Annotated in this window: 21 protein-coding genes; 11 read left to right on the top strand and 10 right to left on the bottom strand. The window is 56.5% G+C overall.

Annotated elements, in window-relative coordinates:
* Nucleotides 1–8: 8 nt before the first annotated feature.
* The 5 genes from N6P30_RS21735 to N6P30_RS21715 all read right to left on the bottom strand — a co-directional run bounded on the left by N6P30_RS21735 (nt 9) and on the right by N6P30_RS21715 (nt 4752).
* Nucleotides 9–503: a molybdopterin-dependent oxidoreductase gene (locus N6P30_RS21735; RefSeq protein ID WP_008503255.1), complete on the bottom strand. Its 495-nt coding sequence runs from the start codon at nt 501–503 to the stop codon at nt 9–11.
* A 401-nt stretch (nt 504–904) separates the two neighbouring features.
* Entirely contained in the window at nt 905–1486 is a 582-nt protein-coding gene (locus N6P30_RS21730; RefSeq protein WP_023293196.1) for a cytochrome b, read from the bottom strand.
* Complete coding sequence (locus N6P30_RS21725) at nt 1483–2556, bottom strand: catalase family peroxidase (RefSeq protein ID WP_023293195.1); 1074 nt, start codon at nt 2554–2556, stop codon at nt 1483–1485. Before N6P30_RS21725 ends, N6P30_RS21730 begins: the two co-directional genes overlap by 4 nt.
* Before the next feature lie 162 nt (nt 2557–2718).
* Nucleotides 2719–3330, bottom strand: coding sequence for a flavin reductase family protein (locus N6P30_RS21720; protein ID WP_023293194.1), 612 nt, complete (start codon nt 3328–3330; stop codon nt 2719–2721).
* 216 nt (nt 3331–3546) lie between these two features.
* Complete coding sequence (locus tag N6P30_RS21715) at nt 3547–4752, bottom strand: L-dopachrome tautomerase-related protein (protein WP_023293193.1); 1206 nt, start codon at nt 4750–4752, stop codon at nt 3547–3549.
* A 109-nt stretch (nt 4753–4861) separates the two neighbouring features.
* On the opposite strand from N6P30_RS21715, the gene N6P30_RS21710 reads away from it, so the two are divergent.
* Both N6P30_RS21710 and N6P30_RS21705 read left to right on the top strand, forming a co-directional pair.
* Nucleotides 4862–5761: a LysR family transcriptional regulator gene (locus N6P30_RS21710; RefSeq protein WP_023293192.1), complete on the top strand. Its 900-nt coding sequence runs from the start codon at nt 4862–4864 to the stop codon at nt 5759–5761.
* Between the two features lie 16 nt (nt 5762–5777).
* Nucleotides 5778–6287 (top strand): hypothetical protein, encoded by a 510-nt coding sequence (locus N6P30_RS21705; RefSeq protein WP_023293191.1) that lies wholly within the window; start codon nt 5778–5780, stop codon nt 6285–6287.
* 31 nt (nt 6288–6318) lie between these two features.
* Here N6P30_RS21705 and N6P30_RS21700 read toward each other — a convergent pair whose 3' ends face one another.
* On the bottom strand, nt 6319–8103 hold the full coding sequence (locus N6P30_RS21700; protein WP_023293190.1) for a diguanylate cyclase: 1785 nt from the start codon (nt 8101–8103) through the stop codon (nt 6319–6321).
* A gap of 119 nt (nt 8104–8222) precedes the next feature.
* A complete protein-coding gene (locus N6P30_RS21695; protein ID WP_008503245.1) occupies nt 8223–9332 on the bottom strand; it encodes an AI-2E family transporter in 1110 nt (369 codons plus the stop codon).
* Nucleotides 9333–9695: 363 nt separating this feature from the next.
* On the opposite strand from N6P30_RS21695, the gene mmuP reads away from it, so the two are divergent.
* The 6 genes from mmuP (at nt 9696) to tauD (ending at nt 15649) form a co-directional block, all read left to right on the top strand.
* A complete protein-coding gene (gene mmuP, locus N6P30_RS21690; RefSeq protein WP_008503244.1) occupies nt 9696–11096 on the top strand; it encodes an S-methylmethionine permease in 1401 nt (466 codons plus the stop codon).
* Nucleotides 11083–12015, top strand: coding sequence for a homocysteine S-methyltransferase (mmuM, locus tag N6P30_RS21685; RefSeq protein WP_023293189.1), 933 nt, complete (start codon nt 11083–11085; stop codon nt 12013–12015). Before mmuP ends, mmuM begins: the two co-directional genes overlap by 14 nt.
* Nucleotides 12016–12239: 224 nt before the next feature.
* Nucleotides 12240–13202 carry a taurine ABC transporter substrate-binding protein gene (tauA, locus tag N6P30_RS21680; RefSeq protein WP_023293188.1) on the top strand — a complete coding sequence of 321 codons (963 nt, stop codon included), beginning with the start codon at nt 12240–12242 and terminating at the stop codon, nt 13200–13202.
* 10 nt (nt 13203–13212) lie between these two features.
* Complete coding sequence (gene tauB / locus N6P30_RS21675; protein ID WP_023293187.1) at nt 13213–13980, top strand: taurine ABC transporter ATP-binding subunit; 768 nt, start codon at nt 13213–13215, stop codon at nt 13978–13980.
* The gene (gene tauC, locus N6P30_RS21670; RefSeq protein ID WP_008503401.1) at nt 13977–14804 is read left to right on the top strand and encodes a taurine ABC transporter permease TauC; all 828 of its coding nucleotides are present in this window, start codon (nt 13977–13979) and stop codon (nt 14802–14804) included. The genes tauB and tauC overlap by 4 nt, the downstream gene beginning before the upstream one ends.
* Nucleotides 14801–15649 carry a taurine dioxygenase gene (gene tauD / locus N6P30_RS21665; RefSeq protein WP_023293186.1) on the top strand — a complete coding sequence of 283 codons (849 nt, stop codon included), beginning with the start codon at nt 14801–14803 and terminating at the stop codon, nt 15647–15649. Before tauC ends, tauD begins: the two co-directional genes overlap by 4 nt.
* A 106-nt stretch (nt 15650–15755) precedes the next feature.
* On the opposite strand, the gene N6P30_RS21660 is transcribed toward tauD, so the two are convergent.
* Nucleotides 15756–17456 carry a lysophospholipid acyltransferase family protein gene (locus N6P30_RS21660; RefSeq protein WP_023293185.1) on the bottom strand — a complete coding sequence of 567 codons (1701 nt, stop codon included), beginning with the start codon at nt 17454–17456 and terminating at the stop codon, nt 15756–15758.
* A 127-nt stretch (nt 17457–17583) separates the two neighbouring features.
* A complete protein-coding gene (gene hemB, locus N6P30_RS21655) occupies nt 17584–18558 on the bottom strand; it encodes a porphobilinogen synthase (protein ID WP_021241687.1) in 975 nt (324 codons plus the stop codon).
* Nucleotides 18559–19011: 453 nt separating this feature from the next.
* Here hemB and N6P30_RS21650 point away from each other — a divergent pair, with 453 nt between their 5' ends.
* Both N6P30_RS21650 and N6P30_RS21645 read left to right on the top strand, forming a co-directional pair.
* Nucleotides 19012–21786, top strand: a complete 2775-nt coding sequence (locus N6P30_RS21650) for an autotransporter outer membrane beta-barrel domain-containing protein (protein ID WP_023293184.1) — start codon at nt 19012–19014, stop codon at nt 21784–21786.
* Between the two features lie 93 nt (nt 21787–21879).
* Nucleotides 21880–22503 (top strand): helix-turn-helix domain-containing protein, encoded by a 624-nt coding sequence (locus N6P30_RS21645; protein ID WP_008503292.1) that lies wholly within the window; start codon nt 21880–21882, stop codon nt 22501–22503.
* 2 nt (nt 22504–22505) lie between these two features.
* On the opposite strand, the gene ampH is transcribed toward N6P30_RS21645, so the two are convergent.
* Nucleotides 22506–23666, bottom strand: coding sequence for a D-alanyl-D-alanine-carboxypeptidase/endopeptidase AmpH (gene ampH, locus N6P30_RS21640; protein WP_154827323.1), 1161 nt, complete (start codon nt 23664–23666; stop codon nt 22506–22508).
* Between the two features lie 204 nt (nt 23667–23870).
* Between ampH and N6P30_RS21635 the strand changes: the two genes are divergently transcribed.
* The gene (locus N6P30_RS21635; protein WP_023293183.1) at nt 23871–24404 is read left to right on the top strand and encodes an isochorismatase family protein; all 534 of its coding nucleotides are present in this window, start codon (nt 23871–23873) and stop codon (nt 24402–24404) included.
* Nucleotides 24405–24526 lie beyond the last annotated feature (122 nt).

Here is a 24526-nt window from a genome sequence, read left to right as displayed (position 1 = left end):
CTGAACGACTACTCAATCTTCATTTTGCTTACCTGCCATGCTGATCGTGAGTAATAAATCTGATTATTCAACTCAGGAAGACTGTCATAGGGGTATACAATGAACGATGGGCCTTTATCGCGGATGCGCATATATTCGCCATTGACCTTTAAGGCAAGGATGGCGTTGTATTTTTTAAAGTCGCTGAGAGGGATGATGGTTGAGTAATCATTGAGCGCAATAACATTCACGTTCGTACCTTTTGCACCCACATAATCCATGAGCTTGCTCATTGGGACACCCTCAAACTTCGTACGACCGTTATACCAGGGGGAGGTTGTCTCGAAACTCACGACACCCAGTTTTTCAAGGCTGGCGAGATCAAACACTGCTTTTCCATTTTCATTGGTATTTTCTATATTACCGGAAATCGTTAAAATGGGTTTACCAACTGGTTTTGGCAGGTCGCCAGCCCAGGTTACACTCTGTACCAGACAGCATAACAGCAGTAGGGTTAATCGCATTTTTACCTCCACCTTTTAACAGAAGTATAAGAATTATAATTTAGATATCACACGAGTTGATATATTTTGTTGGGAAGTCAGGGGTTTTATCGTTTTTATTGATGTGATATCAATGAAATCAATCAGTTAGGTGGTGTGGGTGACAGAGTGTTTGATACTCAAGCGACACTTAACTTTTTGATAAAAGCTAAAATTGCGGGCATAAATGCTCTGTTGATTAAAAAATAATCGCTTTAATTGAGGGATATTATCTTCCACGACAATTATGGGGTGTTCGTGGCGTTTTGACGCGCGAATCTGGAGACCAAATACGTGCTCCGGTTGTGTCCGTTGTTTCAGGATGATGACAAGCGAGGACACGAACATTCTGACTGTGCGTGTCCCCTACCACTTGCCTTACTTCAGGTCCTCCCGGATGGCTTACGCCGACTTGCCCCTTTCGCTATGCTGGCAAACACTGCATCCCGGTAGATCCACGCGTGAACCAGTGCGGCAGAGAGATGGACCAGCACCACGGCAAAAAGCAATTTTGCCAGAAGGCTATGTGCGTCGTGATACCATGCATACAGTACTGGACTGGTCGGGACAATCGCCGGCAGGTTGACGCCATCAAACATCACAATCGGCAGGCCCGCTGCCGACAGCTGCGACCAGCCCAGCAGCGGCATTACCAGCATTAACCCATACAGCATCCAGTGTGATGCCTTTGCGGCAAACACCTGCCAGACGGGCAAATCGGCAGGAAGTGGGGGCGTCCGGCTCAGAAGTCGGTTGACCAGACGAACCAGTGCCAGCAGTAAAATGGCGATACCCAGCGGCCGGTGCAGATCGATTAACCAAATCCGGTGATGTAACGACGTCATCATCGCGGCACCGATGAACAGCATGGCCAGGATCATCACCGCCATCAGCCAGTGCAGGCTACGCGCCAGGGTATTGAAATGCTGCGGCGCGTGCTCTCGCCTATCTTTATTTGGGCTCATTTTACCTCCTGCTTTTGCACGGCTTCGGTGGCCTTGCCGTAGCCGATTTCCCGCTCACGGCGGCTGAAAGAGTGGGAGTAGGCAGCGGAACGGGCGTTTAAGATGGGATCGTCAGACACCGCAACGCCTGCAGGAACGACAGAAGGGTCAAAGTTAACGTCGCGGCACGCGCCTGTGGATTGTGCTTCGACCCGCGTTACTTCCAGCGTGCCGGCTACCACTTTTTTGCGATCGTCCGGCCATGGCTGGGAAGGGTCATCCACCGGATCGCCCGGCTGTGCGAGCTGCAAAACGTAATCCCAGTAGAGTGGCTTCTGCGCCAGGCGCTGACGCAGGTTTTCGAACAGGAAGTTGTCATCGGCTTTTTGTCGTTGTTCATCGCTTATCGACAGGAAAGGCTCGTGCGGACGCATCATCCAGCGAACGGCTTGACGTTCCCCCTGCGCGTTCACAAGGTAAAAGGCGTTAATGCTGTAAAACGTCGCGCCCGCGAAGCTGCCGGGGGCGGGTTTTTGTGCCGCCCATTTAAGGTATTTCTCCGCCTCCGGGTACGCTTTTAAAAAGTCTTTGAGACGCTGCGGATCCGGTTTCCCGGTGGACGCATCAACGGCCGTGGCTTTTCGCAAGGCCAGAAAACCTTCCGGGCTGTGCGTGGCGAAGAAAGGCTCGTTGTTCATCGCCATCCGCCATTGTTGCTTGTCATCTGTCTTCAGCAGTAGCGCCATGCTCAGGGTTTTGGTCGTACTATCCGGGGCATGGGGATCGCCAGTACCAATAGAGAATCGGCCCACTACGGGCACTTCCTGCTGCGAGAAGAGGCGGGAGGTTGAAAGGGAATCCGCCGAGCCGTTTGGCGTAAAGGTGCCGGCAAAGCAGATGCCTTTTCCATGCGCGCGGCGAAAACCCGGTGGGAAGGGTTTCGGTGTTTCACCCACCAGTGCCTTGCTGACCGTGCGTGACCCAAGCCAGCCCGCCGTCCATGCAAAAGCAGATGTCAGCGTACCGGCGACAACGGCGATCGCTGCCAGCGCGCCCCAGGTTTTTTTGGACCTCAAATCCAGTTTCGACATAGACGTTTTTCCAGAACAAAATATCTTCACCTGTCATGCGCAACGTATTGTGCGTGACAGGTGTTAATACAGTGGCGAATATGGCTCGAGTATAGGAACTAAGGGGCGTAAAGAAAGAATATCACGAAAAGTTTAAACCTTTCCGCTGTCAAAAAGACCGGGTTACTCATCGTGTCGGAAGTTGTGACCGAGTCGGTGACCCAGCGAGAAATAGTGGCGAAATAGATAATAGAGGGGGTTCCATTTCTCCACATTAAATTTTACTCCTCTCTGAGTATGAATTAATAATGCCTCAGATATGTGGACGCAGGTTATCGTGGCATCAACGGACACCAGGTTCCCCTGCGAACCGGTCAGGGGCGATATCCCGCAAACCTGAGCCTCTATTTGTACAGGACACTCTTTAATTCTCCACGAGTTAATCGTCACCGCTTTTTCCTTATGGAAATTCCCGCAGCTAAATTTGTCCTGTTCAAAAACATATCCCCTTTTTTTCTTCCATTCCGGTGGCGATGCTTTTCCCGTTTTATTTGCGATAGCTTCAATATTATGCCAGAGCCTGCTGTCCGGTATGTTCAGAACAATATCGGGGTTACCCGTGATATTTTCATAACATTTTCCAGAGGTGCCAAGCCCGAACACGATATTCCGGTCAAGGATCCACCACGAGGAGATCGGGCTCAGGTTGGTTGAACCGACAGGATTTTGGCTGGAGATAATGGCGACCGGTGTACCAAAATATAAAGAAGCAAAATCGACCTGCTGGGTTTTCATTTTATCATCCTCTGATTAAAGGAGACCCAGTCTACGTTGTGCAAACGTGCGTTACTTCGGTGAAGCGCGAAGTAAAACGCGCCTCACGGAATTTCCAGGAGCGCAATGTTAACCACTTCTTCTGAGCAGGGGGAAGACATCACGTTCAGCCTTTAAGGAAATAAGAACGTGTGAAATTATGAGCCCATATATGCAGGTCTCCTGGTTTACTTGCCCTTATTTTTGTAAAGCATCGAGACGCAAGCGCCACAAATCATAGCGTTCTTCTCCCGGTTTAACGGTTCCCGCGAAGTGGTCATTGAGGCGACTCGAGGTAAACACCAGGTCTCCGTTCGGACGGATTGCCGGCGTGTCTGGCCAGCGCACCTCTTCGCTTGCCGCAATCAGCGACATGGAATGGGTTTCAGGATCGTATCTGACGATACCATTGCGTGTGACATCGGTAATGTAGAGGTTACCTTTTACATCTGTCACCATTCCATCGGTGTTGCCCCCCACGCGACCCAGATCGCGGATCTGCCCGGCAATTTGCGCATTGGTTGACGCAGGCTGCCTCAATATCGCGGTCGGTACCGCATAGGCGTGCGTGCCGGTTGTCACTGTCCAGTACAGCGTGCCCGCATCGGGTGAAAGCGCAATGCCATTGATACCAATCAGTAATGGTTTACCAGGCCAGACTTCAGTCCCGTGCGAGACGACGTTAACGCCTGGCTCAATCTGCAGCGCAGGGTGACGATCGAGCACGCGCCGGGCCGTACCGGTAGCGAAATCGACGATAATTAGTCCCACCTGTTTTTCAGGCGCGCTCCGCGAGCCGCTGTCGGAGATATAGGCGACACGGCGGTTCTCATCGACCACCACATCATTAAGAAAGCTGGCCTTGCGGTCCGCTACGCTGTCCAGGGCGATACGTTTGATGGTGCGGCCAGAGTGGAGATCCAGTACGACCAGTTTCTGCGCCCCCACGGGGGACTCTGTTTCGCCTGAAACAAACCCCATGTCCAGCGCCCATAGCCAGCCGTTTTTACGGTCAATATAAAAACCGAGCACGTTGCGCAGGCTCTGAGCCGGATCGGTGTTCACCGCATTCCCCTCGCGGGAGGGAAACGCCGTCAGGCGGGCAGGGCCAGACTGCGCCGTCGTATCCAGAGTGCTTAACGTGGCGGGTGCTGCGGCGGAAACCAGCCGGGGCGTGCTGACAAAGGCCCGGTCCATTGCATCAAAGTGGATACCTGCAATAGGGGCATTGACCGAACCGGAAAACGTCGCAGGTATCTTTCCGTCTTGAGCGGTATCCCAGCTCACACCGGCGTAGCTTCGCCAGCGCTCCAGAGGCGGGTGGTTCGCCGCGTTGACAATACTCGAGAAAGGGAACAACGCCGCCATTGCGATGGCGGGCAGAATATGGGGACGGTTGAACATTGACAGGCTCCAGTGGAACGTTCAGGTGATGAATGCTGGCCACTTTACTCATTGCCCAACGGGAGATAAATTAGCCAAATTGAAAAACATTTGTTCCTGAGAGAGCAAAATGAGCCGGAAATTCGATTACCTCGGCGACGTTGAAGTCTTCATTGCTGTGGTTGAGCACGGCTCATTTACGGGCGCAGCTGTTGCCCTTTCAACCACCCCTTCGGTACTGAGCCGCGCGGTCACCCGTCTGGAAGCGCGTCTTGGACGGCAACTTTTACAGCGCACGACGCGCCGGGTGGGGCTGACTGAAGCCGGACGCGTCTATCTTGAGCAGGCGCGTTCTGCGTTCTCTCTGCTTGATGACGCCGAACGCGTTGGCCGGGGTCAGGAGGGCGATCTGACCGGTCGCGTGAGAATGAGTGTCCCGACCACCTATGCCCACTACCGCCTGCCGCCGCTGCTGGCGCACTATAATCAACGCTACCCACGCGTACAGGTGGAGCTGAACATTACTAATCGCAATGTTGACCTGATCGCAGAGGGGTTCGATCTGGCGATCCGTCTGGGACAGTTGCCTGACAGTGGACTTGTGGCGCGTAAGCTGGAAGACGCGGCATTGCTTCTGGTCGCCTCCCCGGATTACCTGCACCGGAGAGGAAAGCCTCAGACGCTGGAAGAGTTGCAGCGCCATCAGTGCCTGCCGTTTATCATGCCGCGCACCGGGCGTATCGCCCCTTGGGTATTTCATGATGAAGGGCGCGATATTGACTGGTTGCCGGGTTCGACTATCGAAATATCAGACGATGTACTCGGCGTGGTTTCGCTGGCGGAGCAGGGGATGGGGATCTGTCAGAGCTATGAATTTATCGTCCGCGACAGAATACAGGGCGGCCAGTTAGTTGAGGTGCTGCCGCACCTTCGGGGACGATCGCGACCTTTCTCCGTGCTGTTTGCCCCGCACCGACGCCAGTCAGCAGCCACCCGGGCAATGATTGACCTTCTGACCCGACAAGAATGACAAGGACGAATCCACCATGAAAAAAGCGCGTTTTTCCTTTTGGATCCCTCTCATCGCGGGCGGGATAGCACTGATATCGGCTTTTGTGGTCTGGTCAGTCAACATTTACCGCGTGACATACCTTTCGATCCGCGGGGAGCAGTACCTTGCCTGTGGGGCGTTGCTGCTGGCGCTGGTGCCGATGGTCTATTTCATCAGAAAGGGGAGACTGAAAGGTAAGCGCCTTGCTGACGCGGTAAAAATCTACCTCGGCTTCTTTATTTGCAGCCTGCCGGTTGCCATGTTTGCGGTCTTTACAACGGCCTGGCTGCTGGAGGGGGACTATTCGGCCTGGAGCAAACCTTACCGGTATGAGTCCAATACCCGCCACACCTGCTCGGGTGCGGAAGTCTACGAGCCGGAATTAAAGAAGGAGATCCGCATCTGTAACCCGCAGGGTAACGTTTATTCCGATACCACCCTGTATGTGGAAAAGCGGAGCAATGCCCTGGGGATTGTGGTGCTTTGGGCTATAACCCGCGCCTGAACTGGGGAAAGTCAGGGCGCGAGAATCAGCGTCACCCCGCCTCCAGCATCCCAAAACTCACAATCCGCGCGCGTCCCAGCTCTTTTGCCCGGTATAGCGCCACATCCGCAGCGCGCAGCAGGTTGTCGGTCTGGGCATGTTGTGGGTAGCTGGCAATGCCAATCGACACGTCCACCGGCCCAATCTCGGTCAACCCGTAGCGAAGCGACAGCTCATGCACGCCGGTGTAAATCTTCTGCGCGCAGGCGTACGCTTCTGCTTCATCGGCACCGGAAAGCAGTACCAGAAACTCCTCGCCGCCGTAGCGGAATGCCAGCCCGTTGTCATGTGCGGCCCGCTGAACAATTGACGCCACGCTTTTGATCACCAGATCGCCCGCTTCATGGCCGAAACGGTCGTTAATGCTCTTGAAGTGGTCGATATCAATCATCATGCAGCTTAACGGCACGCCGGTGCGTATCGCCTGTGCCGTTTGGGTTTGCAGCGTATCTTCCAGATGATGACGGTTACGCAGGCCGGTGAGCGGGTCAAACAACGCTTTTTCCAGCAACGCGTCGCGCAGACGCTGGTTGGCCAGCGCCAGCCCGAGCGCCTCGGCCATCAGCTCCAGATACGCGCGGGAAGGTGCATTGTCCGCTGTAATATTCTGGAAGGAGAGCAGGCCAATGGCCTCGCCCTGAGCGATAAGCGGCACGCAAAGCGCGCTTTCCGCCTGGGATGCCGGAAGATGGTAGCAGGCAATATCCGGCTCGCCGTTCACCGGCGGGTGACTCTGCCCGCGACGCACGGCCCAGCACTCGTCCGGGTGGAACGTCGTCTCTTCACCCACCGGCGAAAGCCATTGCGCGACGCAGCGCATCTGCCACGGCTCGCGGTCAAGGACGTAGAGGCGGCCCGCGATCCCCGGCGCGATATTGGGGGCAAACAGCTCCGCCACGTTAATCACATCGTTAAAGTTCTCACACCCCTGCAGCCGCTGGGTCATGCGCGCCAGCAGCTCGCGGATGGCCCAGTCGGCATCGCGCTCTTTTTCCAGACGCTGCCGCGCCAGGCCGTTTTCACGGAAGATGCTGATGGCCTGAGCCATATCGCCTATCTCATCGATCTGGTTGAAATTGGGCGTTTCAACCGCGTAATCCTGGGATGCCAGGCGGTGCACCACGTCGCTCAGGCGGACCACGGGGCGCAGCACGCGGCGTTTTAATATAAAGCCGAGCACAAACAGGAACAGCAGGGCGGTCAGGCCGACCGTCAGCTCAGAGGCGGTACGCAGCGCTTTCGATTTTTTGGTCGCCTCCTGAACGGCGGCGATGACGCGCTTGTCGAGTATCTGGCGGAAGTGATCGAGCTGATTCTGCGCGCGCTCAAGCTCCTGCTCATAGGGCTGACCATAGAGCAAGGCTACGGCCTGGGCGTCTTCACCGCGTTCCAGGCTTTCGAGGGCGGTTTGCTGCTCGTCCTGCAGCTCATCGACGATCTTTATTCCTTCATGCAGCAGGGCCAGTTCCTCATCCGATGCGCCGTTATCCTGCAGCTTTTCCAGCCGAAGCTCGATGCGCTTCAGGCTGTTTTCTGCCTGGTTATATTCCTTGAGCACCTGAGGATCTTTTTTAATGGCGTACAGCCGCGCTAAATCAGACTGCGCCCAGATATCGGTTTCGATATCTTCCGTCAGCTGATCAAATTTCTGCCGTTGTTCAACGGCCTGACGCTCGAGGGTATCCGCACTGGACGCCATCAGCATGATAATGCCGGAGGCGATGGTCAGGCAGACCGTGGCTCCATAGGCCCAGTTTGTTATCGTCGCGATTCGCACCAGATGATCCTTTTACGACATGAGTAGGATGGCGTTCTTCAAATTATAGAAAACGTCTGATTTAAGGCGAAAAAAAAGGCGGCACGGCGCCGCCTGGTGTGGTCTTTATCGTCACGTCCTTACAAATCTGGAGGATTTTTTCCTTCTTCGATGAAATCCGCGTCCAGCTCTTCGGCGTTGCCTTCGTGATCGCGTCCGGAGAAGAGGTTCCAGCAGGCGATAAACAGCGCGGCGATGAGCGGCCCAATCACAAAGCCGTTAATGCCGTACAGCTCCATGCCGCCGAGGGTGGAGATCAGAATCAGATAGTCCGGCATTTTGGTGTCTTTCCCCACCAGCAGCGGGCGCAGGATGTTATCCACCAGCCCGACGACGATCACGAAGAAGCCGACAATAAACAGCCCCTGCCAGATCTGGTGCGTGGCGAACAGGAAGATAGCGGCAGGCACCCAGACAATCGCCGAGCCGATGGCGGGCACGAGGGAAAGGAACGCCATCAATGCGCCCCAGAGCACGCTGCCGTCGATACCGGCAATGGCAAAGGCAATCCCGCCGAGGATGCCCTGAACCACGGCCACCGCCGCCGTCCCTTTTACCGTGGCGCGCGACACGCCGACGAATTTGGCGAACAGATGCTGCTTGGCAAAATCGGACAGGGGCAGGGAGTCGAGGATCTGGCGTACCAGATACGGGCCGTCTTTCAGCAGGAAGAACAGCAGATACAGCATGATGCCGAAGCTAATCGCAAAGCCAAAGGTGCCTTTGCCGATCAGGAACGCGCTGCCCGCCAGATACTGTCCGCCCTGCAGCGCGACGTCGGAGAGTTTTTTCTGGATCTGCGCCGCGTTGGTCAGGTTGTGATCCGCGAGGAAGCCGCTGGCCCAGTCAGGCAGGTGGTTGAAGATGCTCGCCACCACTTCCGGGAACTGGGTATTGTTCTCCTGCAGTTTGGTGTAAACCACGTTCAGCTCAATGGCGAGCGAGGAGAGGATCACCATCAGCGGAATAAAGACGATCAGGCAGATAATACCGATGGTCAACAGCGAGGCCAGCCCGTTGCGATCCCCCAGCGCGGCGCGCAGCTTGTTTTTTACCGGATTGAAGATAACGGTCAGAATGGCGGCCCACAGTATCGCGGAGAAGTAGGGCGACAGCACGTCGAAGAAGGCCCAGGTCACAAGGGCGAGAATGAAAATAAAGAAACCTTTAGTCAGTCCGTTAAAGCGCATCAGTCAGTCCTGGTTACTAAGAAACTGTGACGACTATAGAACTGATTGTGAGAATTACCAACCTTGCGCCGGGTGGCGGCTGCGCCTTACCCGTCCTGCGGGGAGTGTTACGGTATGACTTCGCGCTTTACGGATACCACTTTCGACTGACCGAAGATCGACTTTTCCCGCACCATGCTGTAAGTATCTGCTTGCGGAGGTGCTTATGGCCTGGCGTCCGATTCTCTATGTGATCCTCACAACCCACCCCAGACTCAGCGCGCGGCGCGCCCGTTTGCGTCTGGTCATCTAGCTTTTTATTAACAATCGCGGTATAACACACCTTCTTTGGATGTTTAGATGTCCATACGTATAGAAGGTAATATGCAAACACAACAAGAAAATGGGCAGCTTAAGCGCACCATGAAAACACGCCACCTGATCATGCTCTCGCTGGGTGGCGTGATTGGGACAGGGTTATTCTTTAATACCGGCTACATCATTTCCACGACCGGGGCGGCGGGCACGCTGCTGGCCTACCTCATAGGTGCGCTGGTGGTCTGGCTGGTGATGCAGTGTCTGGGCGAACTCTCCGTGGCGATGCCGGAAACCGGCGCGTTCCACGTCTATGCCGCGCGTTATCTTGGCCCGGCGACGGGTTACACCGTGGCGTGGCTCTACTGGCTCACCTGGACGGTGGCGCTCGGCTCGAGCTTTACCGCCGCGGGCTTCTGCATGCAGTACTGGTTCCCGCAGGTGCCCGTCTGGGCGTGGTGCGTGGTCTTCTGCGTGGTGATTTTTGGCCTGAACGTCATTTCCACGCGCTTCTTTGCGGAGGGTGAGTTCTGGTTCTCCCTGGTGAAAGTCATCACCATCATCGCCTTTATTATTCTTGGCGGCGCGGCGGTCTTTGGCTTTATCCCGATGCAGGACGGTTCACCCGCGCCGGGCTTAAGCAACATCACCGCCGAGGGCTGGTTCCCGCACGGCGGCCTGCCGATCCTGATGACCATGGTGGCGGTGAACTTTGCCTTCTCCGGGACCGAACTCATCGGTATCGCAGCAGGGGAAACGGAAAACCCGCACAAGGTCATCCCGGTGGCGATCCGCACCACCATTGCGCGCCTGATCATCTTCTTTATCGGCACCGTGTTTGTGCTGGCGGCGCTGATCCCGATGCAGCAGGCGGGCGTGGAAAAGAGCCCGTTCGTGCTGGTGTTTGAAAAGGTCGGTATTCCTTACGCGGCGGATATTTTTAACTTCGTGATCCTGACGGCGATCCTTTCGGCGGCGAACTCCGGGCTGTACGCCTCCGGGCGCATGCTGTGGTCGCTCTCTAATGAGAAAACGCTCCCGCGCTGCTTTGCCCGCGTGAACAAAAACGGCGTGCCGCTGACGGCGCTTTCGGTTTCTATGCTCGGCGGCGTGCTGGCGCTCTTCTCAAGCGTCGTGGCGCCTGACACGGTGTTTGTCGCACTCTCGGCGATTTCTGGCTTTGCGGTGGTGGCCGTCTGGATCAGCATCTGTGCGTCGCACTTCGTTTTCCGTCGTCGCCATCTGCAGTCCGGCCAGCCGCTCTCTGCGCTGCAGTACCGCGCGCCGTGGTATCCGCTGGTGCCGGTGCTCGGGTTTATCCTCTGCGTGGTGGCCTGCGTCGGCCTGTGGTTTGACCCAAGCCAGCGCATTGCCCTTTATTGCGGGATTCCGTTTGTCGCCCTGTGTTATGGTGCCTACTACCTGACCCGAAATATGACATCGCAGGAGCCTGAACATGTCGCAGAATAATCCGCTTACCGCCCTCCTTGAAAAGCAGCCGTTTGTGGTGCTGGATGGCGCGATGGCGACGGAGCTGGAAGCGCGCGGCTGTAACCTGGCAGACAGCCTCTGGTCTGCCAAAGTGCTGATGGAAAACCCGGCGCTTATCCGTGAAGTGCACCTTGATTACTACCGCGCGGGGGCACAGGTGGCGATCACCGCCAGCTACCAGGCCACGCCTGCGGGCTTTGCGGCCCGCGGCCTGGACGAGGCGCAGTCCCGAACGCTAATTGGCAGAAGCGTGGAGCTGGCGCGTAAGGCGCGTGAAGCGTATCTGGCCGAAAACCCGCATGCGGGCACGCTGCTGGTGGCGGGATCCGTTGGGCCGTATGGTGCCTATCTGGCGGATGGCTCAGAGTATCGCGGTGACTACGTGCGCAGCGCTGAGGCGTTTACTGCCTTCCACCGCCCGCGCGTGGAAGCGCTGCTGGACGCGGGCGCTGACCTGCTGGCCTGCGAAACGCTGCCGTCTTTTGCCGAGATTAAGGCGCTGGCGGCCCTTCTGGCCGGGTATCCCCGCGCCCGGGCGTGGTTCTCCTTTACCCTGCGGGACAGCGAGCACCTGAGCGACGGCACGCCGCTGCGTGACGTGGTCAGCGTGCTGGCCGACTCTCCGCATATCGTCGCGCTGGGCATTAACTGCATCGCGCTGGAAAATACCACGGCGGCGCTGAAGCACCTGCAGAGCCTGACGTCGCTGCCGCTGGTGGTCTACCCGAACTCGGGCGAGCATTATGATGCGGTGACCAAAACCTGGCACTACCACGGCGAAGCGTGCGAGACGCTGGCGGAGTATCTGCCCCAGTGGCTGGACGCCGGAGCGAAGCTGATTGGTGGCTGCTGTCGCACCACGCCGAAGGATATTGCTGAGCTTAACGCGAAGCGCTGAGTTTTTTGCCGGGTGGCGGCTGCGCCTTACCCGGCCTACGGATCGCACAATCTGTAGGCCGGGTAAGCGCAGCGCCACCCGGCATAAAACAACCGCACAAAACCAACTATCCTTTCCCATTTTTTATCTAAAAACGAATCGTTATGAGCGATTCATTTTTATTCCTTTATCAAAATTCCCGCGTTGGAAATACTGCCCTCATAACAACAAGGGGAGCAGGCACTATGGCAATTTCATCGCGAATCACACTACTCGGCGCGCTGGCGCTGTGGGCATTTCAGGCGCAGGCGGTGGACGTCACCGTCGCGTATCAAACTTCTGCGGAACCGGCGAAAGTCGCGCAGGCGGATAACACCTTTGCCAAAGAGAGCGGCGCGAAGGTCGACTGGCGCAAGTTCGACAGCGGCGCGTCCGTGGTGCGTGCGTTAGCCTCCGGCGACGTGCAGATCGGCAATATCGGTTCCAGCCCGCTGGCGGTTGCGGCCAGCCAGCAGGTGCCGATTGAGGTGTTCCTGCTCGCCTCGCAGCTCGGTAACTCTGAAGCGCTGGTGGTGAAGAAAAACATCACCAAACCGGAAGACCTGATCGGCAAACGCATCGCCGTGCCGTTTATCTCCACCACCCACTACAGCCTGCTGGCGGCGCTGAAACACTGGGGCATCAAGCCGGGGCAGGTACAAATTATTAACCTCCAGCCGCCGGCGATTATTGCGGCCTGGCAGCGTGGCGACATTGACGGGGCCTATGTGTGGGCGCCTGCGGTGAACGAGCTGGAAAAAGACGGCACCGTGCTGACCGACTCCGAAAAAGTAGGCCAGTGGGGCGCGCCGACCCTCGACGTGTGGGTCGTGCGCAAAGACTTCGCCGAGAAACATCCTGAGGTGGTGAAAGCCTTCGCGAAAAGCGCGATTGACGCCCAGCAGCCGTACATCAGTAACCCGGATGAATGGCTGAAGCAGCCCGCCAACCTGGAAAAACTCTCCCGCCTGAGCGGCGTGCCGGAAGCGGACGTGCCGGGGCTGGTGAAGGGCAATACCTATCTGACCCCCGCGCAGCAGGTGCAGCAGCTGACCGGGCCGGTTAACAAAGCGATTGTGGATACCGCCACCTTCCTGAAGGAGCAGGGCAAAGTGCCCGCGGTAGCGGCGGATTACAGCCAGTACGTGACCGATCGTTTTGTGAAATAAGGAGTTCGTCATGCTGAATATTACAAATCTGTCTGCCGATTACGGTGGTAAACCCGCCTTACAGGACATCAACCTGACGCTGGACAGCGGTGAGCTGCTGGTTGTGCTGGGGCCGTCCGGGTGTGGAAAAACCACCCTGCTGAATCTCATCGCCGGGTTTGTCCCTTATCAGCATGGCACCATTCAACTGGAAGGCAAAAAGGTGGAGGGCCCCGGCGCCGAGCGCGGCGTGGTCTTCCAGAATGAGGGCCTGCTTCCCTGGCGCAACGTTCAGGAAAACGTGGCGTTTGGGCTGCAGCTTGCGGGCATCCATCGTGAACAGCGGCTGGAAACCGCGCGGGCGATGCTGAAAAAAGTGGGGCTGGAAGGCGCGGAAAAACGCTATATCTGGCAGCTTTCCGGCGGCCAACGGCAGCGCGTCGGGATTGCCCGCGCGCTGGCCGCGAATCCGCAGCTGTTGCTGCTGGACGAGCCGTTCGGGGCGCTGGATGCCTTCACCCGCGAGCAGATGCAAACCCTGCTGCTGCGCCTGTGGCATGAGACGGGCAAGCAGGTGCTGCTGATTACCCACGATATCGAAGAGGCGGTGTTTATGGCCACCGAGCTGGTGCTGCTGTCCCCGGGGCCGGGCCGCGTGCTGGAGCGCTTGCCGCTGGAATTCGCCCGCCGCTACGTCGCGGGGGAACCCGTGCGCAGCATCAAATCCGATCCGCTGTTTATCGAACAGCGTGAGTACGTTTTAAGCCGCGTGTTTGAACAGCGGGAGGCCTTCTCATGAGCATCGTCTTCAGTGAAAAAACGCGCCGCACGCGTCTGGCGCTGCGCTGGCCTTTCTCACGTCAAATTACGCTGAGCGTCGGCACGCTGCTGGTGCTGCTGGCGGTGTGGTGGGCGGTTGCTGCCCTGCAATGGGTCAGCCCGCTGTTTCTGCCGCCGCCGGGACAGGTGCTGACCAAACTTATTACCATCGCCGGGCCGCAGGGCTTTATGGATGCCACGCTCTGGCAGCACTTAGGCGCCAGCCTGGCGCGCATTCTGGTGGCGCTGCTGGCGGCGGTGATTATCGGCATTCCCGTGGGGATTGCGATGGGGCTGAGCCCGACGGTGCGCGGCATCCTCGACCCGCTGATTGAGCTTTACCGCCCGGTCCCGCCGCTGGCCTATCTGCCGCTGATGGTGATCTGGTTCGGCATCGGTGAAACGTCAAAAATCCTGCTGATCTATCTGGCGATTTTCGCCCCGGTGGCCATGTCGGCGCTGGCGGGCGTGAAGAGCGCCCAGCAGGTGCGGATCCGCGCGGCGCAGTCGCTGGGGGCCAGCCGGACGCAGGTGCTGCTGTTCGTGATTTTACCGGGCGCACTGCCGGAGATATTAACCGGGCTGCGCATCGGCCTCGGCGTGGGCTGGTCCACGCTGGTGGCGGCAGAGCTGATTGCCGCCACGCGAGGGTTAGGGTTTATGGTGCAGTCGGCGGGTGAGTTCCTGGCGACTGACGTGGTGCTGGCAGGGATCGCGGTGATCGCCGCGATTGCCTTCGGATTAGAACTGGGGCTGCGCGCGTTACAGCGCCGCCTGACGCCCTGGCATGGAGAAATACAATGAGTGAACGTCTGAGCATTACCCCGCTGGGGCCGTACATTGGCGCACAAGTATCGGGCCTGGATGTGACCCGTCCGCTGAGCGATAACCAGTTCGAGCAGCTGTACCACGCGGTGCTGCGTCATCAGGTGGTGTTCCTGCGCGAACAGGCGATCACCCCGCAGCAGCAGCGCGCGCTGGCCCTGCGGTTTGGCGATCTGCATATCCACCCCGTCTATCCGCATGCGGAAGGGGTGGAGGAGATTATCGTCCTCGACACCCACAACGATAACCCGCCGGATAACGATAACTGGCACACCGATGTGACCTTTATCGAGACGCCGCCTGCGGGGGCGATTCTGGCGGCGAAGCTGCTGCCGGAGACGGGGGGCGATACGCTGTGGGCCAGCGGTATTGCGGCGTATGAGGCGCTCTCCGAGCCGTTCCGGACGCTGCTGAGCGGGCTGCGGGCGGAGCACGACTTCAAAAAATCGTTCCAGGAGTACAAGTACCGTAAAACGGAAGAGGAGCATCATCGCTGGCAGGAGGCGGTCGCGAAGCATCCTCCGCTGCTGCACCCGGTCGTGCGCACCCATCCGGTCACGGGCAAGCAGGCGCTGTTCGTCAACGAAGGGTTCACCACGCGCATTGTGGACGTGACGGAAAAAGAGAGTGAGGCGTTGTTAGGTTTCCTGTTCGCGCATATCACCAAACCGGAGTTCCAGGTGCGCTGGCGCTGGCAGGAGAACGATCTGGCGATCTGGGATAACCGCGTGACGCAGCATTATGCCAATGCGGACTATCTGCCGCAGCGCCGGATTATGCAGCGGGCGACAATTTTGGGCGATAAGCCGTTTTACCGCCCCTGATCCTGTAGTACCTGTAGGCCGGGTAAGCGCAGCGCCACCCGGCGAAAACGGTGCACAATTGCCGGGTGGCGGCTACGCCTTACCCGGCCTACAAAATACCGCACATTTAAAGGTGCGCCTCAATATACCGCTGATAGCGGTTCGCCTTTAGGTAACACAAATCCACCAGCACCAGGCCGTCAACGCAGTTGTTGAACGCCGGGTCGCTGCCAAAATCAATAAACTGCACGCCGCCGGGCTCGCACAGCTCGGAATATTGCTTGTAGAGCGGCGGAATGCCGCAGCCAAGATTGCCGAGCAGGGATTTCAGCTTCGTCAGATCGTCCACGTAATCCACGCCGCCAAACTGCGCCAGCACGTCCGGCAGGGATGCGGGATAGGGCTGGCGCGAGGCGGCGAGCGGATGCGTCGCCGGGAACCACAGGCGGTAAAATGCCACCAGCAGATCCCGCGCGGCAGGCGGTAAGCCGCCGGAAATCGAGACCGGGCCAAACAGGTAGCGGTAGTGCGGATAACGCGCCAGATACGCCCCAATGCCGGACCATAAATAGTCCAGGCCGCGGCGTCCCCAGTAGCGCGGCTGAATAAAGCTGCGCCCCAGTTCAATGCCGTGTTCCAGCACGTCCTGCATTTTGTCGTCGTAGTGGAACAGGCTATAGCTGTACAACCCCTCAACGCCGCGCTTTTCGATCTGCATGGCCGTCGGCATAAAGCGATACGCCCCGACGATCTCCAGATCCTCCTCATCCCACAGGATCAGGTGCAGATAATCATCGTCGTAGCTGTCGGTGTCCCGGCGTTTGCCGCTCCCTTCCTCCACCGCGCGAAAGGCAATCTCGCGCAGGCGGCCCAGCTCCCGCAACAGCGGGGCGTCTTCCTGACCGTTGCGCTGCCAAAGATAGATGGTTTTCCCGTCGCTGGTTTTGCCCAGAGATTCGGCCTGCGCCAGCGCGCGCTTCAAAGTGGCCCTGTCTTCCGGACGGGCAATCGCGCACTGGGTTTTAAAGACGCCGGGCACTCCCTTGCCAAGACGCATCACGTGCTGACGGCACTGCTCGGCCATCTCACGCGACGAAAGGGTGGCGCTGTGCCAGTGATGCCACGCAATTTGCTGGCCGATTTTAATCGGCAGCTGGCTGTGGCGGCGGCGGAACATCTGCTGCATCAGCAGCAGCATCGACAGCGTCGGGGAGACCAGCGTGCTGGCGTAAAAGAGCAGGCTGTTGTGCGCCTGAATATGCACCGGCAGCAGCGGGACGCGCAGCTTGCCAGCGAGTTTGATAAAGCCAGAGTGCCATTTCTTATCGCGAATGCCTTTGCGCGTGGGGCGGGAAACTTCGCCTGCCGGGAAGAAGATCAGTACGCCCGCGTTTTGCAGGTGCTGTTCCATCTGCACCAGCGACGACTTCGCCGTCCTGCCGCCCATATTGTCCACCGGAATAAACAGCGAGCTGAGGGGCTCAAGGTGGGTCAGCATCCGGTTGGTCACGACTTTAACGTCGCGCCGCACGCGGGAGACGGCGTACAGCAACGCCAGACCGTCCAGCGTACCCGTCGGGTGGTTGGCAATGATGACCAGCGGGCCATGTTCGGGGATTTGTTCGAGATCGCGGGCGGAAACGGTGCAGAGAATATCCAGGTGTTCCAGAACCTGCTCCACCATATCCAGTCCTTTCAGGTGGCGGTGGGCGGCGGCAAACTGCTGAAACTCGTCTTCGTAGAACAGTCTTTTTAACAGACTTTTTTGCCAGGGTGCGGGCCTCGCCTGAGGCCAAAGATCGTCGAGAACGCTATCGAGGCTAAACATGGTCACTCCTCCTGCCGTCTTGCGAAGACAGTAGAAGGCGCAGATGTCGGTTGTATTGCAGTTGGGTGAAGATTTGAGCAGAGAGCAGGCCGGGTAAGGCGAAGCCGCCACCCGGCGCTAAAGCGGATTAACGCAGAATTTTCTTCTCGGCCAGATCCAGGGCGAAGTAGCTGAAGATCAGATCCGCGCCCGCGCGTTTGATCGCGCCCAGGCTTTCAAGGATCACTTTCTCTTCGTCGATCGCCCCTGCCAGCGCGGCGAACTTGATCATTGCGTACTCGCCGCTCACCTGGTAAGCGCCCAGCGGCAGCTCGGTGCGTTCGCGGATGTCGCGCAGGATATCAAGATATGCGCCAGCCGGTTTTACCATCAGGCAGTCTGCGCCCTGGGCTTCATCGAGCAGGGATTCACGAATCGCTTCGCGGCGGTTCAGCGGGTTCATCTGATAGGTTTTACGATCGCCCTTCAGCGCCGTGCCGGCTGCTTCACGGAACGGGCCGTAGAAGGAGGAGGCAAATTTGGTGGAGTAGGACATGATGGCGGTGTCGGTGAAACCGGCCGCGTCCAGCGCCTGACGAATCGCCTGAACCTGTCCGTCCATCGCCGCAGACGGTGCGATGAAGTCCGCACCCGCAGCGGCCGCGACGACCGCCTGCTTGCCGAGGTTCAGCAGGGTGGCATCGTTATCCACGCCGTGATCGCACAGCACGCCGCAGTGGCCGTGAGAGGTATATTCACAGAAACAGGTGTCGGACATCACCACCATTTCCGGCACCGTCTCTTTGCAGATGCGGGACATGCGGGCGACGAGGCCATCTTCCTTCCACGCGTCGCTGCCGGTGGCGTCGGTATGATGGGAGATGCCGAAGGTCATCACCGAGCGGATCCCCGCGTTGGCGATACGTTCGATCTCACGCGCCAGATATTTCTCCGGAATGCGCATGACGCCCGGCATGGCCTCGATGGCTTTGTAGTCATCGATCTCTTCTTCAACAAAAATCGGCAACACCAGATCATTTAAGGTCAGGGTTGTCTCTTCAAACATAGCGCGCAGTGCAGGTGACTTACGCAGACGGCGGGGACGTGCAATTAAATCGGTCATGGTATGCCTGATGTTTGTGGAACAAAGAGGGCTAGTGTACCTCAAAGTGGCGACGGGTGTTTTACTAAAGTGGGCATTTTGCTTTTGCGAAATGCAGCAGAAGAGTTTGCCTGTTACCAATAATATATAATGCAGGACAGTATAACGCTGAGAGAAGAATGAGATATTTGTGTTATTTCTATATGGAAATGAATGTATCATTAAAAATGATTTATTATTTTTTATGATATTTCCCTGATTGCTTTGCCCGTGCATTAACATTTTGTTTTTATAATATTTATTTTATGACGCCCTGTGCGTTGTGGTCTGAATCTGTTTTTTGTCTGAATGCGGACTTAATGGAAACATTCATTGAACCTTTTCGAAATGAAACTGCATAATTCCCTCCGCAATTAAATATTGCAAATTCATTGATGGACAAACTTGCTTACGTCCCTGAGGAGGGATGACCCAATGCAAACATGGAAAAAGAAACTCGTTGTATCTCAACTTGCATTAGCCTGCACCCTGGCTATCGCTTCTCAGGCCAATGCGAAGGATATTTCCGGTACGACATATAATACCTTCGGATACGATAATACAGCGACCACTCCCTGGTATTATGGCTATGCCGACTGGGATTTCTCAGATGCCATCCACGATGGTGATATTTACCCGGTGATTAATAAAACCACCGTGAATGGAGTTATTTCAACGTACTATCTCGATGATGGCATCAATGGTCGGGCGAATGCGTTGAGTATTTCCAACAGCACCATTAATGGCATGATTACCTCTCAGTGTATGACCGCCACCTGTGCTGATGGTCTGGATGCCGACGGCACCCAACATGCTCAATACGATCGGTTTAGCCTGACCGTTGATAATTCCACCATTAACGATACGTATGAACATTATGCGTATGATGTCGTGAATGGGGAAAATACGGAAAGACACTATCTGGATACCTATGATATGGGTAATGCGATTACCCTGGATGTGGAATCAGATATTGTTATCCAGAATAATTCTCACGTCGCGGGGATTACCCTGACGCAGGGGGATCAGGAACGGGATAATACCCCGTACGACGGCGTTGAAGGCGTAGCCAACAGCAGCAAGGTCTTTACCGACACGCTACTGGTAAAAGATTCGGTACTGACTTCCGGTGCGTACCGCGATTTAGGTACCAGCGGATTCTACGGCCAGACTGCGAAGCCGAGCGACTATAATGAAACCGACGCGACAGGGGCAGATGATGCCGCGCTGATTGTTACCGCCAGCGCGTCTGATAACGCGATGCAGACCGCTGCCACGTTCGATCACTCCACCGTTACGGGCGACATCCTGTTCTCCAGCACCTTCGACAACAACTTCTACCCGAACGGCGATCCGGCAACCGATACCACCGAAGACGGCGTCTATAACCCTACCACCAACGGCTGGGACGGCACCGATAAGCTGGATGTCACCCTGACCAACGGCAGCAAATGGGTCGGTGCTGCGCAGTCCAGCGTTGAGGCTATCGGCACGACGCAGATGTATGGCCAGGGCTACAGCAACGTAGACTGGCGCACGCTGTCCCCGAACAGCATTTGGCCGGATTCCACCTATGACAGCAACGCACATGTTGCGGGTGAAGCGGTGTATCAGAGCGGTCTGTTTAACATTGCGCTGGATAACGGCTCCGAGTGGGATACCCGCAAGATGTCAAACATTGACACGCTGACGGTAAACAACCAGTCTCAGGTCAATGTTGAAAACTCAGGCCTGCTGGCGGATACCATCACTCTGACCAATGCTTCCTCATTGAACATCGGCGACAACGGCGGCGTGGCCACCGACTATCTGTATCTGGACAGCGATAGCCGTGCGGCACTGACGGAAGAAACGGCCGAGCTGTATGCCAACACCATCACCGTGGATAACGGTGCAGAGCTGGCGCTGGGTCTGGGCCAGGTTGATACGCACACTATGGTTCTGACCGATGGCGGCGTGCTGAATGTTGCCAGCCGCGATTACGTGCTGAACAGCGATCTGAACAACGCACGCTATATCACTAACGACAAGCGCAGCGCCGATTATGACTACGGCGTAGTGGCCATTCACTCTGACGGCCATCTGGCGGTGAACGGTGACGTCGCAGGCAACTATAAAGTCCGTATCGACGACGCGACAGGAGCAGGTTCCGTCGCTGATTACAAAAATAAAGAGATTGTCCGTGTCTATGACAATAACGCGGATACGGCGGCCAGCTTTACTGCCGCAAACAAAGCCGATTTAGGTGCTTATACCTACCAGGCGCAGCAGCAGGGTGACACCGTCGTTCTGCAGCAGAAAGAACTGACCGACTATGCCAATATGGCGCTGAGCATCCCTTCTGCTAATACCAATATCTGGAATCTGCAGCAGGATACCGTAGGTGCACGTCTGACCAACAGCCGTCACGGCCTGGCGGATAACGGCGGGGCGTGGGTGAGCTACTTCGGCGGCAACTTCGACGGTGACAACGGCGTTATCAGCTACGATCAGGACGTGAGCGGTATTATGGTGGGTCTGGATACCCAGATTGACGGTAATAACGCGAAGTGGATCGTCGGTGGTGCGGCAGGTTTCGCGAAGGGCGATATCAGCGATCGTACCGGTCAGGTCGATCAGGATAGCCAGACGGCGATGATCTACGCGTCAGCGAAGTTCATGAACGATCTTTTCCTCGACAGCTCCCTGAGCTACACCCGCTTCAACAACGATCTCTCCGCTAACATGAGCAACGGTCAGTATGTTGACGGCAATACCACCAGTGACGCTGTTGGCTTTGGTCTGAAGCTGGGCTATGACTGGAAGCCAAACCTCTCTGGCTACGTAACGCCATACGCAGCCGTATCGGGTCTGTTCCAGTCAGGCGATGACTATCGCCTCAGCAATGACATGCGCATGGATGGACAATCATACGATAGCCTGCGTTATGAACTCGGTGTTGATACGGGTTACACCTTCAACTACGGCGGCGATCAGGCTCTGACCCCTTACTTCAAACTGGCCTGGGTTTATGACGACGCCGATAACAATGCCGATATTAACGGTGACAGCATTGATAACGGCGTGAAAGGTTCAGCTGTTCGTGTTGGGCTGGGCACCCAGTTCAGCTTCACGAAGAACTTCAGCGCTTACACGGATGCCACATATCTTGGCGGCGGCGACGTTGACCAGAACTGGGGCGCAAACCTGGGTGTGAAATATACCTGGTAATCAATAAAGCGGGGGAGGGGTTATCTCCTCCGCTTTTTAGCGAAGCAATAAAAATAATATTGAACCGACAAATACGGATGACTTGAGGTCTGCATGAACGTTAATGCGAAACCACTTTCTGAATTACGCCGGCTCGAACAGGGGTTAATAGCAGCCAGTACCCCTTTTACATGTGCACCCCAACAATTAATTACGTCGGGCGAATCGAATGAGCCTCGCACGATCGTATTACAAACCGGCGTTATTGAGATCTATCGCCCTTCTGATGAACTTCTGGTGGGGATTGCGACTGCCCCCTTTATTTTTGGTCTGGCTACGGTGATGATTAATCATTCACAGGAATACAGAGTGATTGCCAAAACGGCCTGTACCGGTTTTTATTTATCCACAGAAACTACCCGACAACAAATCCAGCAATTTTCACTGTGGAAAGAGGCCTTCAGCTGGTTATCCTGGATAAATTACATTCTTGAGAAGCGCGATAAGCAGCTGGTTGGCAATAACTCTTATCACCAGATCCGCGCGATGCTGCTTAATATGGCCGAGTGGGATGAAACGCTGCGTTCAAAAATCGGTGTGATGAATCATATTCAGCAAAGCACACGCATTTCACGTTCTGTTGTTGCCGAGGTTCTGGCCGCTCTGCGACAGGGAAATTATATCAATATGAGCCGGGGCAAGCTGGTCAGCATCAACCGCTTGCCCACGGAATATTAATCTCAGTTGGATGCGGTAAGCACCTGGGCTTTATTGGCACTCAATTCCGCCACCAGGTTATTAACACCGTCACTCATATTGACGAAACGCGTATGCGGGGAGCGAGTGACCACCACAAACGCGCCCACGTTCGACTGCGGAATCATAGCCATATAGGTGATGAATCCGCCGCCGCCGCCGGTTTTCTGAATAATCCCCGGCCGGCCATTTTTCGGTGCCATATAGACCCAGCCCATGCCGAGCGCATCGGCTTTACCCGGCACGTCCATCCCGATGACCCGATGCAGCTGAGTACGCTGATAAATCAGGGTCTGCATACGGTCGGCCTGGCTGCTGCGAGAGTAGAAATCCGAAGAAAGGAACTGCTGCATCCAGCGCATCATGTCGCCAGGCGTGGAGTAAACCCCGCCGCTGCCCACGGCCGCCAGCGTGTTATTACAGGGGCTGGCGCCTTTCTCCGCCACCATCAGGCGACGACACTGGTCCGGGGACGGGGCGAACGTGGTGTCTTTCATGCCGAGCGGACGGGTGATCTGTTCTTCAAACAGTTGCGTGTAGGGTTTGCCAGCCGCCGTTGAGAGGGCATCCGCCAGCAGGTCAAACGCCAGGTTTGAATATGAGGCCTGAGAGCCCGGCGCCGCCTTCAGCGTGGCGGTACTCAGATAGCTCCAGCGCTGGTCGCGCGTTGGCCAGACGAATACGTCACGATGCGCCGCGCCGCCTGGCTGTTCACGCGGCAGGGCGCTGGTGTGGGTAGCAAGGTTCACAAGCCGGATCGGCGTACCCTGATACGTGGGTACCCGGGCGCCTGGCGGCGCGTATTTGCTGAGCGGATCGTCGAGCTTCACCACGCCCTGATCGAGCAGTTTCACCAGCATTTCGCTGGTCATCAGCTTGGTTAAGGATGCGATGCGGATAACGGAATCCAGCTGCGGGTGAACGTTATTGCCCGGGCGCGTTTCGCCAAAGCTGCGAAATACACGCTGGTTTCCGTCGATAACGACCATCGCCATACCGGTCGCGCCGCTGCCGTAATAGATAAGGTTCGCGTAGCGATCGGCAATATCTGAAGCTAAAACGGGAGCCGTCAGCGGTTGGGCTGCCTGGGCGGTAGAGAAGCTCACCGCACACAGCGCGGCAAAAGAGAGCAGACAACGTTTCAACGAAAAGCATCCATGAAGTGAATGAGGAAAGTAATGGGTATTTATACTACTAATCGGTACCGTGCAATGCCCCGAATTGCATAACGATAGCGAGAAAAACGTAACCATGGGTAAATATGAACAATTTACTTGCGAGCCATCTCCCATTTTGTGACATCGGGCTTATGATAGGCACCAGTGTCACTCAATCTTACGGAGAACGGTATGTCTGAGAAGCGTGTGGTTATGGTTGTCGATATGCAAAACGGGGTGTTTGAAACCCCTCGTCATCAGCGCGAAAAGTGTGTCTCTCTGATCAACCAGCTTACGCAGGCAGCCGATACGGTGATTTTTATACAGCATACCGAGGCCGGGGGGCTGGAAGAGGGAAGCGAAGGGTTTGCGCTACTGCCTGAACTCCATCAGCCTGCTGGTGCGCTTTACGTGACCAAAACGGCCTGCGATGCCTTCTACAACACCGGGCTTGAGGCGCTGCTGCGGGAGCAGGGCATTCGTGAGTTTGTCATCTGCGGCTGCGCCACCGATTACTGCGTCGATGCGACGATCAAGAACGGCGTTAGCCGGGGTTATCACATCACCGTTGCCGAAGATGCCCATACCACCGCCAACCGTCCGGCTGCTGACGCACAGATCCTGATTAACCATCACAACGACGTCTGGCGTAACTTCATTGCGCCAGCGAATCCTCTCGCGGTGAAACGCACCGAAACAATTCTTGAAAACTTGAAAGCGAACTAATAATTAACGCTCGGGTCTGACCTTTTTGCCGGAGCCGGGAGGCTGGCTCGGGCAGGTTTTCGTGTGGTGACGTGTTGTACACAGCAACAGCCATAACAACAAGAAGGAAGTGTAGATTCAAT

The sequence above is a fragment of the Enterobacter sp. PL1 genome (genome assembly GCF_945957325.1).
Classification (GTDB): domain Bacteria; phylum Pseudomonadota; class Gammaproteobacteria; order Enterobacterales; family Enterobacteriaceae; genus Enterobacter; species Enterobacter roggenkampii.
Note: the sequence above shows the minus strand (reverse complement) of the source record. Positions and strands in the feature narration are given on the sequence as shown.